Below are 14,135 nucleotides of genomic sequence, written 5' to 3' on the forward strand. Positions count from 1 at the left end.
GACAATTAAATGGATCAGGACGATCTATTTAATTGTCGGATTAGTAGTCATAACGTTTAAACGCGGAAGCGATTAACCAGTTGGTTAAGGCTGTCGGTCACTTCGCTGACATCGCGCCCGGTTTCTGCTGTTCGGGTCGCTCCCTGGTTGGAAGATTCGCTGATCTTATTAATGGTGTGAATATTTCGATTGATTTCCTGGGCAACGGCGCTTTGTTCTTCCACTGCGGTGGCAATACGGGTATTCAAATCTGTAATGTCAGACACCGCCAGAGTAATGGCCTCCAGGGCTGAGTTGGCCTGTCTGGCCTGGTCCACATTGGTTGCTGCCTGATCAACCCCATCTGCCATGACCTTGATGGCTTCTTCGGAAGCATCATTGAGTCGTTGTATGGTGTTATTGATTTCCTGAGTTTCCTTTTGTGTCCGCATGGCCAGATTACGAACCTCATCAGCCACGACAGCGAACCCCCGTCCCTGATCTCCGGCTCTGGCAGCTTCAATCGCGGCATTCAGTGCCAGTAGATTGGTTTGTTCCGCAATACCGGTAATAGCACCCAAAATATTGCGTATCTGTTCTGTCCCCTCAGCCAGCCGGGTGACCACCGTGGAAGCCCCTTCCACTTTATTGGCCAGCTCCTTAATCGAAGCAGCAACTTCATCCACCTGTAATTTTCCCCGTATCGCATCATCCAGAGCCTGTTGTGCAGCTGCTTTGGCGCTGGCGGAGTTTTCGGCAACATCGCGAGCCGCTTCGCTCATCTGTTCAATAGCAGTGGTCAGATAATGAACCTGTTGTTCCTGGTCTGAGATATCGTGCTGAGTCTGGTCAGCCACTTCGAGCAATTGATCCGATGATCGGCTCAGGCGATGACCGGTATTGATGAGATCCTTAATCGTTAAACTGAAGTGATCCAGCATTTCATTAATGGCGAGGCCTACATCTTTGAATTCGTCATGGGATTTGAGATGAATTCTAAGGCTCAGGTCGGTATTGGCAGCCACCGCAGACATGGTTTGACGAACCTGGCGTAATGGTGAAATCACTACCGAACGAACCAACAGGCCTATGAGCACCAGGCCAACAGCAAAGATAGCCACATTGATGCCCAGCATCGTCCATATCCCTTTTTCAACAGCAGAATCGATCTTGCCCAGTGAATAAGACATTCGAATTGCGCCGAGCAGTGTATTCTCCGGCACATTATGGCAGCTAAGGCAATTGGTGCCGTTGTGATTTTCCGAGGCAAAAAAAGGCTGTACGATCGTGAGCACCCGTTCGCCCTCTATTTTTTCCAGTACCACCGAACGCTCGCCATTGAGTCCTTTTCGATCAAGCTCATCAACGGGTTTTTCGGAATCAAAACCAGGCCCGAACAGATTCGTGACCGCTTCTCCACGCAATACCCGGGTTTCCTTGACTTCTTCTTGCGACATTATTTTTTGTCGTAACGTTTCCCGCATGGCCATACTGCCGCTGAACATCATGGCATTCAGGCTGTCCATGTAGGCATTGATCAGGGCCGTGGTGTTGTCGGTAGAATTTATGACAGCTTCCTGTTTTTGCTGATTGGCAGAATAAGCGCTTACCAGGCCCATCGTAACCAGAAAAATGACAGCCAGCGGTATTAAAATCTTTGCCTGTACTGATACGTATTTATTCACCCGGAAACCTTACTTTCGCTGTATTAAAATCGTTTGTTCGTATGATCTAAGCATAGGATATTTTTATTGATATTGCGTAGCTATCAATGAGCACAATGCTATTTTTAATGAGTCAGAGCTATATTTTTCTGACTCTGATCATGTCAGGTTGTTGTGTATTGGAGACAGCTTAACTATTTCCAATTTACTGCTTTTTATTTTATTTGTGTGCATACATGACAATTGTGATCATGGCAATTAACATTACACTTCAAAATGATAGCCACGAGTGTCACTGACTTTTTCAAACCCGAAACATTCAACGATAGGGCGACTCATTTCAGAAGCATCAATCGTTAGATAGCGTATTCCCCGCGCGTTGGCTTCATGTGCTCTGGCGGCCAGCAAACTACGATAATGCCCCCTGCCGCGATAGCCCGCCAAAGTTGACCCACCCCAAAGTCCGGCAAAAGGACTGTTTGGCTGATAAGTAATCCATCCAGATGCAACAGGCTGACCATCATCCTGAACCAGGTACATGGAAATAGTTTCCGGACGTTGTTCAATACGTTGGCACAGAGATATCTCAAACTCATCGAATTCCTGTTGCCATATTTGCCGTTGAACATCGATAGCTTTGCGTACCCCAGACGCATCTCTGACCGGAATCAGAGCCTCTGAGTGACCCAATGAAAAGCGATCAATGTGGGTGTTCAGATCCAAGACCATAAATGATTCATTATCGTCTTCCCGAAAGCCATTATGTATCAGTCGTTCTCCAATAGTGGCGGGATTGTCGTAACTGTAGACTTTCCATTCAAATCCTTTTTTCAGCTGCTTAAATGCGTCGATTTCATTTTGGATGATCAGATCCAGATATTCCTCCGGCGCATTGAACGCACTGATAAAACTGCCTTGAGGGCCGTCGGCAATCTGTCGTACAGTATGGTCAGTGACAATACGCTGAAACCCAAATTCCTCCAACCCGGCCCGCTCATGCAGATGATGCAGTTTTATGATCTCCTGAGCAGAAATGCCCATGTACGGTTCTCCTGACAATCAATCATTATTGCTATATAGCCAACATGCTCCATTACGCTGAGCATCCATCACTATGGCAATCACCCGACAGTAAAAACTTGTTACTACGGGTCATATAGCGGCCTTAAGGTAGGTTACTTTAGCGGATATTCACAAAGATAAAATCCCCTGGCAGATAAAAAATTAACTGACAGTTGGTTCAACGTAATCGAGTGGGTGTATGAAGGATTATTGTCTGACAGTGTTAGGGGATCTCTGAACAATGGCCTATTTTCGCGCAGGACGTTGTCGGTCCCGTCCGAAGGCGGTCTCTCTCGCATCCTCATTTACGCCAGTAAACGGCGGTGTTGCCAGTGGTGCTTCCTCGCCTGTTTTAAAACGATTGCTATTTTTCAGAAGCCCCTTAGAAAATAATGCTCAGGATCTGAGTTCCAGTATCTCTGCCTGTTCTGCGAAAATTTCACGGGTCAGCGCGTCGTCATGACTGACCAGGACGGCCGTTTTTTTCAGTTGCCGGATATTTTCCTTTAACCAGTATTGGATTTGTCTGCTGGTGCCCTGATCCAGTGCAGAAAATGGTTCATCCAGTAACAGCACCGGTTCCGGTCTGTATACACTGGCCAGTAACGCCACTCTCTGGGCCTGCCCACCGGACAGCTTTGAGCTGGGCTTGTGATATTGATCCGCCAGATCAATATCCGCCAGTCGCTGTTGGTGTTCTTTAGTACTGAGGTGAGGTAAGGCAATCTTCAGGTTTTCGGCTACGGTCAGGTGGCTGAATAAATTGTTATTCTGGAACATGGATGTAACCGGGCGCTTTCGTGCCGGCAAATGCTCCAGAGATTGCCCATGCCAGCGGATCTGGCCTGTTCTCACCGGCACAAAACCGGCAATGGCATCCAGGAGTGTGGTTTTTCCGACACCGCTTGGCCCCCTTATGATCAGCAGACGGCCGGTTTCAATTGTAACGTGATAACTGAGCGTCAACGGATGCTCACGCACAACTTCTATGTGATCAATTTCGAGCATGATTATTTGCCATTTTCGCCGTGATAACGTTCCATCAGAATAATGCTGATCGCACAGATCAGTAGCAGACACGTTGATGCAAAGGCTGCATTATACATTTGATAGCTGCCAGCAAACTGGTAAATCAACCAGGGCAGGGTGGCAATCTCATTGTCACCAAAAATGGAGAAGACAGCGACATCTCCCAGACACAGAACCCAGGCCAGGGCGAATGTCTGTATCAGGATGGTGCGAAGGTATTTGAATTCCACCCATGTCTGTTGCCAGGCAGAAGGACGCCAGTTCTGTAATTGTCGCTGATATAACAGATCAAACGTAAACAGTGATGGTTTTAGTTGTGAGATCACAAATGGGCAGGCGATGACAGCGTTGATCCAGATGATCCACAGGGGCTGCGAATGCTCCAGCCAGCCGCGGGAAATCACCACGATAAATATCCCCACGGAAATGACCATTGCCGGTAGCGGCAGCGTGTGAGTGGCAATCCACTCCAGCAGGTGTTGACGGGTACGGTTATGCCGGTTCCGGAAAAATCTGACGGGTAGCAACAATGCCCAGCCGAGTATGGTGGCCAGAGTCGCGGATACCAATGCGAACAGCAGCGACCACCCGGTTGCACGGATAATTGCTGTACTGTTCAGATTGTTCAGATCCTGTGACAGCAGACGCAATACAATGGCAACTATGGGTGACAGTAAAAACAGCCAGAACACGGTATGCACAAGAGGCATCCAGATCCATTGCCGCAAGCGTTTTGGGGGTTGAACTGTTTGGTGAATGCTGGGGTGATTCAGCCAGCTGATGCGACCTGACAAGTTGACCAGTAGCAGTACCGAACCGCTTAGAATTAATTGCAGCCAGGCCAGTAGCAAGGCTTCATTCATATTGAAGTCGTATTTCAGGGCCTGATAAATGGCGACTTCCAGAGTCGTGGCCCGTGGTCCGCCACCGAGCGCCAGTACGATGGCAAAACTGTTGAAACACAGCATAAAGATAAAACCGCCAACCAGCAGTAACGTTGGCCGCAGTATCGGCCATTCCACCTGCCGCCAGATTTGCCACCAGGGCAACCGAAACTGTTCGGTCAAACGCCACGAGGCTTCAGGGATCTGTTGCAATCGCAGGTACAGCGATCGCACAGCGAAAGGCAGATTAAGATAAACATGCGCTATCAGGATGCCGTTGAGACCATACAGGTTCCAGTGGGGTAGCCAGTGTTCCAGTAATGGCGTGATGAGACCTTTGGGGCCTAACAGAATGACCAGTCCGGTGATGAGGATCAGCGTCGGCATAACAAACGCCAGCAGCGACAGATGCAACAGCCAGCGACTGCTGCCGGAAGCACGAAAATAAAATAGTGCTCTGGCAATTGGTATTGCTGCCACAGTGCTGATCAGGGCACTTAAAAACGCCTGCCAGAGACTGAAGCGGGTAATTCGCAGAATATAGTCATCGGTCAGCACCGCAAGGGAGAATTCTCCGGTGCGGAATAATGTCAGTCCGGAAAAAGACAGCAGTGTGGCACTGCACAGAATGCACAGTGCCAGAGCCGCCGCTATTGTGCGGCTATTGAGCGCCAAGTCTTGATCCAGTGTTCACGTTGTTGAGTGAATTGGGGGTAATCGATTGTGATGGCTTTGGGTTGCACCAGTGTTGAAAACGCCTCGGGCAGCGACACATCATCAATCACTGGCAGCATCCAGTTGGTCACCGGGATGATTTCCTGAGCGGTTCTGGAAGTCAGAAAGGTCAGAAACTGACGGGCCAGTTCCGGTTGATGGGCATACTGGCTGATACCGGCTACCTCGATTTGGGCAATGTGACCTTCGCTGAACTCTGCGGCCTGATAACGGTTTTCGTTTTCCGCCACCATATGATAGGCCGGAGAGGTCGTATAGCTGAGTACATAATCGGCACTGCCTTCCAGGAACATATTGTAAGCTTCAGACCAGCCCTTGGTCACAGTGACGGTATGGCTGTTCAATTGTTTCCAGGCCTGTTCGGCATTATCCGGATACAGGCTGTTGATCCACAGCAATAACCCCTGGCCCGGTGTGCTGGTGCGTGGATCCTGATAGATTACTGTTGCTTTGGAGGCCAGCAATTCGGCCATTGAACGAGCCGGAGTTTTGATCTGATCACGGTTATAGATGAACGCGAAATAGCCATAATCAAATGGTAGAAAGTATGTGTTTTGCCAGTGCAGACCGGTTTTCAGGCCGTCTGTGGGCAGAGAGTGCGGTTGGACCAGATGTTGTTCAACAGCGCTTTCCATCAGCGGTGCATCGATGCCCAGAATCACATCAGCTTTGGTGTTTCCGCCTTCTATTTTCAAGCGGTTCAGAATAGCCACCCCATCTTCGGCCGCCACAAACGTCAGATCACAACCACACTGTTGTTCAAAGGCTTTTTCAAGTTGTGGGCCCGGACCCCATTCAGAGGTAAACGAATCATAGGTATAAACAGTCAGGGTTTCGGCCTGGGCAAAACCGGCCAGCAGGCTTAATGGCAACAGCCACTTATTCATAAATGCTCCTCAATCATGAGGGCGTGGGAAATGCTGTGTTGCAGGTTGTGAGTATTGTTCTCTTTAACTGCAGAGATAGCCCATTTCCTACGCCAGTATTAACTGGATCAGGTTCTACGGGTAAACTCTCAGCCATGGAACGTCGATTTCTGTCAGTTATCATGGCACCCCGATGAGACGGGCGCTAGTGTAAAGCTTTTCGAATGGATAGCCAAATCATTGATTGTGAACCAAATCCCCGCAGCCATACAGGCTGAGTTACGACAGTGGTTGCCCGCTGTTGCTGAATGGCGATATCTGGATGCCGGCAATACCAGCAATTATCTGTTTAGCGGTGATGATGCAGACGACCGTTACGTCCTGCGGGTCAATGCTGGCGATGACATCAGTTTTGGAGTCGACCGGAAACAGGAAGATCAGGTCTTACAACTGATCGCCGGGCACGATTGGGCACCGGATGTCATTCGCAACGATATTGACCTGGGTTACTGCCTGATGCGTTATCATGGCATGCCCGTTATGGATGTGTTGATAACCGCACCGGTGGTGTTGCAGGCTCTGCGTGCATTGCAGCAGACAGCATCCGGTCCCTGGTTTGATTACACTCATCTGTTTGCGGGTTATCGGCATCGCTTGCAGCAACAGCCTCAGGCGTTAGTGGAACTTGAACAGCTGCAAAAGCATTTACAGGCCTTGCCGGATGATCGTTGTCTGATCCATCAGGATCTGCATCCGGGAAATGTGCTGGTAGCCGATGGGCGTATGGTCATTATTGACTGGGAATATTCCGGTATCGGAAATGCCTGGCTGGAACTTGCTAATGTTCAGCACCACTGGAATTTCTCAATGTCTCAGCTACAACAGCTGCCGGTCTGCCGGCAGTATCCGGCCAAAATGGTCGACCAACATTTACAACAGGCGGAAATATGCAATCAAATTCTGGCCAGACTCTGGTATTTGGCTCGTGAATAAAAAAGTCATCGTGATTGGTGCCGGACCGGCAGGTTTGATGGCGGCTGAACAATTGGCCGGTAATGGTGTAACGGTGGACATTTATGACGCCATGCCTTCAGTGGCCCGGAAATTCTTACGCGCCGGTATTGGAGGGCTCAACATCACCCACAGCGAACCATTGCCACAGTTCATTGCGCGCTACCATGATTCCGATGGCAGGGTGGCAAGCTGGTTGTACCGTTTTGGTCCTCAGGAATTGAGACAGTGGTGCGCCGGTCTGGGGATCGAAACCTTTGTAGGCAGCTCTGGCCGGGTCTTTCCGACGCAGAAAAAAGCAGCGCCGTTACTGCGCCGCTGGTTATCCAGATTACGGCAGGCCGGGGTAACGTTTCACCTGCGGCATCAGTGGCAGGGGTGGCAAGCGGATGGTCAACTACGTTTGTTTGATCGACGTGAACAGCAGCCGGTATTGGTGTCGGCCGATGCTGTGATACTGGCCATGGGCGGTGGCAGTTGGAAAAAACTGGGATCGGATGGTCAGTGGCAGGCTGCGTTAACCGAGCGTGAAGTTGCCATTGCACCACTGCAGCCCAGCAATTGTGGATTTAATCTTTCCTGGACGGATTATATGCGGCAATTTGCCGGTCAGGCGTTGAAATCGGTGGCGTTATCCGTCGATGGCCGTCACTTTAAAAAGGGTGAGATGGTGCTGAGTCATTATGGTCTGGAAGGGTCGCTGGTGTATGCCATGTCCCGTTCGATCAGGGAATGTCTGCAGGTGGGGGAGAGTCACGTGTGGGTTGATCTGCTGCCCGATCTCTCTGAGGATAAAATACGTGACCGACTCAGCAAGCCCAGAGGTAAGGAATCCATGAGCAGTTATCTGCGTAAGCGTTTGAATATCTCAGGTGTCAAATATGCCCTGTTGCGGGAATGTTCCGGACCGGATTGCGATTTGAACCGGCAGGACGATCTGATTAATGCAATCAAGAGACTGCAGCTGCGCGTTGATTCTCCGCGTCCTGTTGATGAAGCCATCAGTACCGCCGGAGGTATTAAGTTTTCAGAGTTGGATGAGCAACTCATGCTGAAAAGGCTCCCCGGCGTATTTGTCGCCGGAGAGATGCTGGATTGGGATGCCCCGACCGGTGGCTATCTGTTGACCGCCTGTTTTGCCAGTGGCTACCTGGCCGGCCAGGGTGTACGGCAGTGGCTGGCATTGGTTTAAAGCGGATGCCAGCCCGGTATTACCATTTGAATCCGGCCAGCTGTGTGCTCAGTGTTTCGGTCTGTTGATTGACTGTGTGACTGTAGGAACCTGCCTGATCCACTTGCTCGTTGGCCTGTTGTGAAAGTGCTGAGAGACGGTGGATATTCTGGTTCAGTTCCTGGCTTACGGATGACTGTTCGGTCACTGCGCTGGCAATGTGAGTCGACATGTCATTGATCTGGCCGATTGCCTCAAACACTGATTTTAAAGCGTTTTTGGCTTGTTCGACTTTATCGACACCTTCACGACTGGCGGTGCTGCCGGATTTGAACAATACCGCTCCCTCCGCACTGCTGCTCTTCAGACGTTCAATCTTCAGGCTGATTTCTTTGGTGCTGTCCTGGGTTTTGGCGGCCAGGGCACGGACTTCATCTGCCACAACTGCAAAGCCTCTGCCCTGTTCACCGGCTCTGGCGGCTTCGATGGCCGCGTTGAGAGCCAGTAGATTGGTCTGCTCGGCGATACCCTGAATGACCGACATGATTTCGGTAATTGCATCTACGTCCGATTGCAGCGTTGCCATTGAGCGGGAGGTTTCCTGCAGGGTGGTATCGAGCCCCTGAATAAGGGAGACAGTGGACTCCATGAATTCCTGTGTCATCTGGGCATTCTGGTGTGCTGCTTCGGCAGCTGATGACGTGGTTTCAGCGTTTGCGGCGATTTCCTGGGTGGCCGTGGTGCTCTGGGTAATGGCGGTGGCAATGGATTCAATTTCGTGGCGTTGCTCAGACACAAGAGAGCGGCTGACATCAAATGAAGCATCCAGGTCAGAAACTGCCTGCCTGACCTGAGTGGACACCTGACCGACGGCCGACATGGAACCCTGTAACTTGGCCATGAACTGATTGAAGTAGCCGACCAGTTCACCAATTTCATTGTTTTGCACCACTTTAATTCGCCGGGTCAGATCACCTTCGCCATCGGCAATATCATGCATGGCACTACTTAATTGTATAATTGGTTTTCTGACTAACCATGTCAGTAGCAAATAAATAACAACGGCCAGGGTAAGATCCAGAATGACGGTTCTGATAATAGCCGCCTGTACCAATGCATGTAGCTGGCGAGACAGATAGTCGGCATTCATTTTAAAATAAATCACCGCAATAGGGTCTTTACCTGCCTCTTCCAGAAACAGTGGCAGAGCCGAAAGTGTTTTGACATCAGGAAGCGTATCCGTGTTCTGTATGTCATCTTCCTCGTGCTTGATAATGCCTTTACTGAGTTTATTTTTTTCGACCACATAAATAGCATCGATCACTTTACTTTCCACTGCAGAATTCAATACCCGATCAACGGTTTCAAGCTCAAAATTCCACAATGCCGGTGGTAAGGACAGGTTGAGAAACTGATTGATTTCTTTGGTTTGATCCTGAATGTTCTGCTGCCAGCGGCTGGCATTGATCCGGTAGTCGATCACGGTACTGATACATAATAGCAGGGTAATAAATAAGACTGCCCACAGTGTAATCCGGACACTTAATGAATAAGACTTGGATGATTTCATTGTATTCCCCAGTAACAACCTTACGTTTAAACTATAGCTGATGATTTTTTTTGTTCAGCATGATCTGTAAATACGACAAAGATTTTCAGTAACAGCATTGAATACTTTTCCCTTTTGTCGCAATGGGTTATGCGCTTTGTCGTTCCCAGGCAAAAATACTGGCAGATTTTAAATCTGCTGCTAAAAATAAGATTTATCTCTTACATATTTTCAGGCAATCCCCACATCTATCTGAGCCATTTTCAATAATGGCAGGTGCAGCTTTATTCGATTGATGCAACCTTTAATATGAATATAGACCACGGATATAAAAGCTGCTTTGTTTATAGGGCCATTGTCGTGCAGTCTGTCAACTGTAGGATTAGTGCTACCCGTGAGTTGAACCGGAATGACTTTACAACTCTTGAAGGCAGACAAACAAAAAAATAATTGAATTAACACATCGTATCCGGAACGGCTTTATTCATCATGAGGGGAAGTTAAACATTGATAAACGTGCGACATTTTTTTGACAGTGTGTACATTCTTAGTATTCGGGAAAGTCATTCTCATTTGCCAATATAAATATATTATTGTCATGCTAAATATAGTGGTGCTAATTATTTTTTACTCAGCAGTTCGGTATCGTGATGAATGATTGGGAGTTCCCAAAAGATCATCTGTGTTACAACGGACGAATTAAAAAAGAATCATCCCATCTGTTGTGTCAAATTCAACGTATTCTCAATGCACCCCGATATCGTTTGAATACCAGGGGATACCTTTCCGACGGCCAGTATTTGCTAACAATGGCTTTGTCTTATTCTGAGAGCCAGCTGCCGTTATCAATAACCGGATCTTATAAACCTCCGTATCGTGCAGACTTTTATTTGGGCCGGGTTTTCTCGCCAACCTGATTCAGATGGTTCTCTTGAGCAATATCAATTTGCTTCGCCAACAGACTGCTAGAGTGGCAGACTTTTGCGAGGTTTTTTTATGTTAAACGGTCTGATCGCAGTGGCAGTATTGAAAAATGGCACGATTTCTCCCCATGCTGGCAAAACCGTTCGCTGGCAGGTCTATGTCGTTACGGCCGGGCAGGCGGAGCCTCAACCGGTATGGAGTCTGGAATTGTCGCGGGCGGGCAGTCTTCATGAGTGGCATGTTCAGCATGAGGATCTGCCTCACCCCTTGCATGCAGTGAATGTGGCGATTGTTCAGTCTGCGGGAGCTGGTGTTACCCGCCGTCTGGCGGCACGCGATACCATTCTGGTGACAACCACAGAGTCTGATCCACTGACCGCAGTTCGGCTGTATCTTCAGGGAGAATTGCCTGCCGGCCAGCCCCATGATGATCAAGGTTGCGATCATTCTCATCATCACGAGGCACACTGAGTCCTTCGACCGTTATTTTCCCGCGTCCGGCCATCGCCACGATGGCTGGTCGAACATTTCCTGGCCGGCAATCAAGGTCTGGCCAAGCTCTTTAATCAGAGCGATGGAATGGCAGTTTTCTGCTTCTTCCAAAGCCGCTATCAGCCGGCTGGCGTGAGACACCACCCAAACCTGGGTCACCGATGAGGCTCTGATGATCAGCCGCGCCAGGGCGGGTAACAGATCCGGATGCAGACTGGTTTCGGGTTCGTTCAATACCATCAGCGCCGGCGGGCGAGGGGTGAGCAAAGCTGCAACCCACAGCAGATAGCGCAGCGTTCCGTCTGACAACTCCAGCCCTGACAGCGCCCGCAGCAGACCATGCTGATTCAGTTCAATGGCAAACCGGCCATCATCGCGTATCACGATATTCAATTTCGCGCCGGGAAAGGCATCCTCAATGGCCTGATCCAGTGCTTGGTGGTCACCGATTTCGCGAATGGTCTGCAGTGCAGCTGCCAGATCGTGACCATCATGATGCAGTACCGGCGTGCGGGTTCCGAGTTGTGGCTGTCGGGCCGGAGCGTCGAGGTCGGTACGAAAATGGTCGTAAAAGCGCCACTGACGGATGCTGTCCCTAAGGCTTACGATTTCAGGGGTTTTTACCGGATCAGCGATTTCACCAAACAGGCTGTCAAAGCTTCGGGTGTGTTGGGCGATGACTTCCCAATGCCGCTCCGTGCGAATCTTAATAACACCGTTTTCCCGTTCGACCAATTGAGTGGCCGGACGAAAATGACCTCCAACCCAAATGGACTCGCGCTTGATCTCGGGATCCAGAGCAAAGGCTGAATCCGAAGGTTTGGGCAGCCCGAGCGAAATGGCATAACTGAAGTCATCACCGGCAAATCCGAGTCTTAGTCGATAGGCCTTTTGTCGTGGGCTGCCCTGAACAGGCACCTGACCGAGCTGCATTCGCCGGCTGATGTTTTCCGGTCCGGCCCAGAATGTTGACTCCAGTCCACCTTCTCTGGCCAGTGCGTTGACAACACCGCCCTGAGCCGTTTCTGCCAGCAAACGTAACGCTTTATATAGATTGGATTTACCGCTGGCGTTGGCACCGGTGACCACATTGAGCTGACCCAATGGCAGAACCAGATCACGCAACGAACGGTAATTGGCGATGGCAATGGTATGTATCATGTTAAAACAGCCATTAGATGTGTGTGGCTGTTTTAACATGATGGGCGGGTGTCGACAACGCCAAACGGGGTGGCAGTGATGGACAATCCGCCGTAGAGGTGGTCAGTGCATTATGGCTGCACGCGGTTCCAGCGCTGGTTGTCGCCGCCCCAGTCGGTCCAGACACTGACATTGTCGCCAGGGTTTGAGCCGTTGGCATCAAGCACCAGCTGCGGATTCGTTGCCATGGCTATGGCACCATTGCCGGCATCGACAAATCGCTGTGAATCTCCGCCCCGGCATTGGGCAATGACAATATTGGCACCGTTTGAAAAATCACCGCCATTGTCGAGGCAGTAACGGGGATCTTTCAGGCTGTGAACCAGTCCGGTGGATGAATCGATATACCATTGCTGCCAGCTGCCGCCACTGCAATTCCAGAGCATGACGTTGGTGCCGCTGGCCATGGTTTCGCGATCGATATCCAGGCATAAACCGGATGCGTTGTTGACCAGTTCGGACCATTGTTCGTTGTGACCGGGATTGGTTGCGGAGACATCGGCGGTGGTGAAAGTCGGGTAGTTGTCCGGTTTAAATTCGTTAAGGTTATTCAAAAAACCGCCATCGGCCATTGGCAGGGTGGCGGAGTGGTAATCATAACGGTTCAACAGCGTGCGCATGATCAGATTATTCCAGCCATCCCCTTTGAACGCATACCAGCTGATGATGGGAGGTGTGACAAATGCACCGTAAGGATTTTCAGCCACCTCGGCCGTCTGGGCAAAACGCATGGCATGAGTCAGCAGACCATCTTTGTGATAGACGATTTTCAAATGACCGCGTTCGAATTCCAATGCCGATGCCGTTTTGGTATTCAGGTCACCATGGGCACTGTAACTGCCGTGTGTCACGACCCCGTTGATCGTCCAGACTGCCGCGTATTCCCAATCGTGCCGGTGGCCACTCTCGATGCCACTCAGAATCTGATCCTTTTCAAAATACAGGGCGTAAAAGTGACCACAATACCGGCTGCCCTGATCATCGTGACAGGCATAGCGGTGAACGGTATTGGATGACTCCAGAAAGTTCGCGGTCCGACAATCACCGGTGAGACTGCCGGTGGGTTTCAGGCCCTCGTTCTGATCACCGTTGCGGCTGATACCGGCGGCCGGCAGACAACCATCGCTGTCAAAATCGAACACGGGCGCAATCGTGGCCGCATCAATATTTTCAGGGAGCGCCTGGTCCAGGCTCGCAAAATCACTGCCATAAGACAATGACGCAAAAGCACTGCAAATCAGTGCCGGGATAACTGTTTGGAAAGATCTAAGGGGATATGGAAGGGACATGGTTCTCATCTTTGCTGTTTTTAGGAATATTGTTATCTGCAGTTTTTTCAGTTTTATGACGCGGCAGATTTTGTTTCAGCTTAGTGAGGTGATGTTTAAGAATCTGCCACCGGAAAAAACAACAAATGCACCGCATTTCAGAACGGCCATGAATACCTGTCTGTTGATTCTAAGGCAGCATCCTAACTGAAAAGACAAATTCAGGTACGTAGTCAGTCAGCCTGGTCTGGTGATTGGCTGTTAAACCGGAAAGTTATCGTGTTCAGTGAACTGCCAGAAT

At 49.9% G+C, this 14,135-nt stretch carries 11 protein-coding genes and 1 riboswitch; of the genes, 3 read left to right on the forward strand and 8 right to left on the reverse strand.

Annotation, left to right across the window (positions count from 1 at the left end; genetic code table 11):
- Positions 1-56 precede the first annotated feature (56 nt).
- The 5 genes from YC6258_RS07170 to thiB form a co-directional block, all read right to left on the reverse strand.
- Positions 57-1,664, reverse strand: a complete 1,608-nt coding sequence (locus YC6258_RS07170) for a methyl-accepting chemotaxis protein (RefSeq protein WP_044616411.1) — start codon at positions 1,662-1,664, stop codon at positions 57-59.
- Between the two features lie 243 nt (positions 1,665-1,907).
- Positions 1,908-2,684: a GNAT family N-acetyltransferase gene (locus YC6258_RS07175; protein ID WP_052830129.1), complete on the reverse strand. Its 777-nt coding sequence runs from the start codon at positions 2,682-2,684 to the stop codon at positions 1,908-1,910.
- 417 nt (positions 2,685-3,101) lie between these two features.
- Entirely contained in the window at positions 3,102-3,713 is a 612-nt protein-coding gene (locus YC6258_RS07180) for an ATP-binding cassette domain-containing protein (protein ID WP_044616412.1), read from the reverse strand.
- Positions 3,714-3,715: 2 nt separating this feature from the next.
- Positions 3,716-5,293 (reverse strand): ABC transporter permease family protein, encoded by a 1,578-nt coding sequence (locus tag YC6258_RS07185; RefSeq protein WP_044616413.1) that lies wholly within the window; start codon positions 5,291-5,293, stop codon positions 3,716-3,718.
- Positions 5,269-6,240, reverse strand: coding sequence for a thiamine ABC transporter substrate binding subunit (thiB, locus tag YC6258_RS07190; RefSeq protein ID WP_044616414.1), 972 nt, complete (start codon positions 6,238-6,240; stop codon positions 5,269-5,271). Before thiB ends, YC6258_RS07185 begins: the two co-directional genes overlap by 25 nt.
- Positions 6,241-6,307: 67 nt before the next feature.
- A riboswitch (TPP riboswitch) is annotated at positions 6,308-6,422 on the reverse strand.
- A 43-nt stretch (positions 6,423-6,465) separates the two neighbouring features.
- Here thiB and YC6258_RS30890 point away from each other — a divergent pair.
- Together YC6258_RS30890 and YC6258_RS07200 are read left to right on the forward strand one after the other, a co-directional pair.
- Positions 6,466-7,212 (forward strand): phosphotransferase, encoded by a 747-nt coding sequence (locus YC6258_RS30890; RefSeq protein ID WP_245627066.1) that lies wholly within the window; start codon positions 6,466-6,468, stop codon positions 7,210-7,212.
- On the forward strand, positions 7,205-8,422 hold the full coding sequence (locus YC6258_RS07200) for a BaiN/RdsA family NAD(P)/FAD-dependent oxidoreductase (RefSeq protein WP_245627019.1): 1,218 nt from the start codon (positions 7,205-7,207) through the stop codon (positions 8,420-8,422). The genes YC6258_RS30890 and YC6258_RS07200 overlap by 8 nt, the downstream gene beginning before the upstream one ends.
- Before the next feature lie 19 nt (positions 8,423-8,441).
- Here YC6258_RS07200 and YC6258_RS07205 read toward each other — a convergent pair whose 3' ends face one another.
- Entirely contained in the window at positions 8,442-9,971 is a 1,530-nt protein-coding gene (locus YC6258_RS07205) for a methyl-accepting chemotaxis protein (RefSeq protein WP_052830130.1), read from the reverse strand.
- A gap of 975 nt (positions 9,972-10,946) precedes the next feature.
- Between YC6258_RS07205 and YC6258_RS07210 the strand changes: the two genes are divergently transcribed.
- On the forward strand, positions 10,947-11,345 hold the full coding sequence (locus YC6258_RS07210) for a NifB/NifX family molybdenum-iron cluster-binding protein (RefSeq protein ID WP_044616416.1): 399 nt from the start codon (positions 10,947-10,949) through the stop codon (positions 11,343-11,345).
- Positions 11,346-11,357: 12 nt separating this feature from the next.
- On the opposite strand, the gene YC6258_RS07215 is transcribed toward YC6258_RS07210, so the two are convergent.
- Entirely contained in the window at positions 11,358-12,527 is a 1,170-nt protein-coding gene (locus tag YC6258_RS07215) for an AAA family ATPase (RefSeq protein ID WP_044616417.1), read from the reverse strand.
- Positions 12,528-12,637: 110 nt separating this feature from the next.
- Positions 12,638-13,855, reverse strand: coding sequence for an NPP1 family protein (locus tag YC6258_RS07220; protein WP_082070595.1), 1,218 nt, complete (start codon positions 13,853-13,855; stop codon positions 12,638-12,640).
- Between the last annotated feature and the right edge of the window lie 280 nt (positions 13,856-14,135).

Source organism: Gynuella sunshinyii YC6258, assembly GCF_000940805.1.
GTDB lineage: Bacteria > Pseudomonadota > Gammaproteobacteria > Pseudomonadales > Natronospirillaceae > Gynuella > Gynuella sunshinyii.

Coding starts and splice junctions, on each gene's coding strand:
- YC6258_RS07205 (WP_052830130.1), bottom strand. CDS start 9,971: ATGAAATCATCCAAGTCTTATTCATTAAGTGTCCGGATTACACTGTGG.
- thiB (WP_044616414.1), bottom strand. CDS start 6,240: ATGAATAAGTGGCTGTTGCCATTAAGCCTGCTGGCCGGTTTTGCCCAG.
- YC6258_RS07180 (WP_044616412.1), bottom strand. CDS start 3,713: ATGCTCGAAATTGATCACATAGAAGTTGTGCGTGAGCATCCGTTGACG.
- YC6258_RS07220 (WP_082070595.1), bottom strand. CDS start 13,855: ATGTCCCTTCCATATCCCCTTAGATCTTTCCAAACAGTTATCCCGGCA.
- YC6258_RS07210 (WP_044616416.1), top strand. CDS start 10,947: ATGTTAAACGGTCTGATCGCAGTGGCAGTATTGAAAAATGGCACGATT.
- YC6258_RS07215 (WP_044616417.1), bottom strand. CDS start 12,527: ATGATACATACCATTGCCATCGCCAATTACCGTTCGTTGCGTGATCTG.
- YC6258_RS07175 (WP_052830129.1), bottom strand. CDS start 2,684: ATGGGCATTTCTGCTCAGGAGATCATAAAACTGCATCATCTGCATGAG.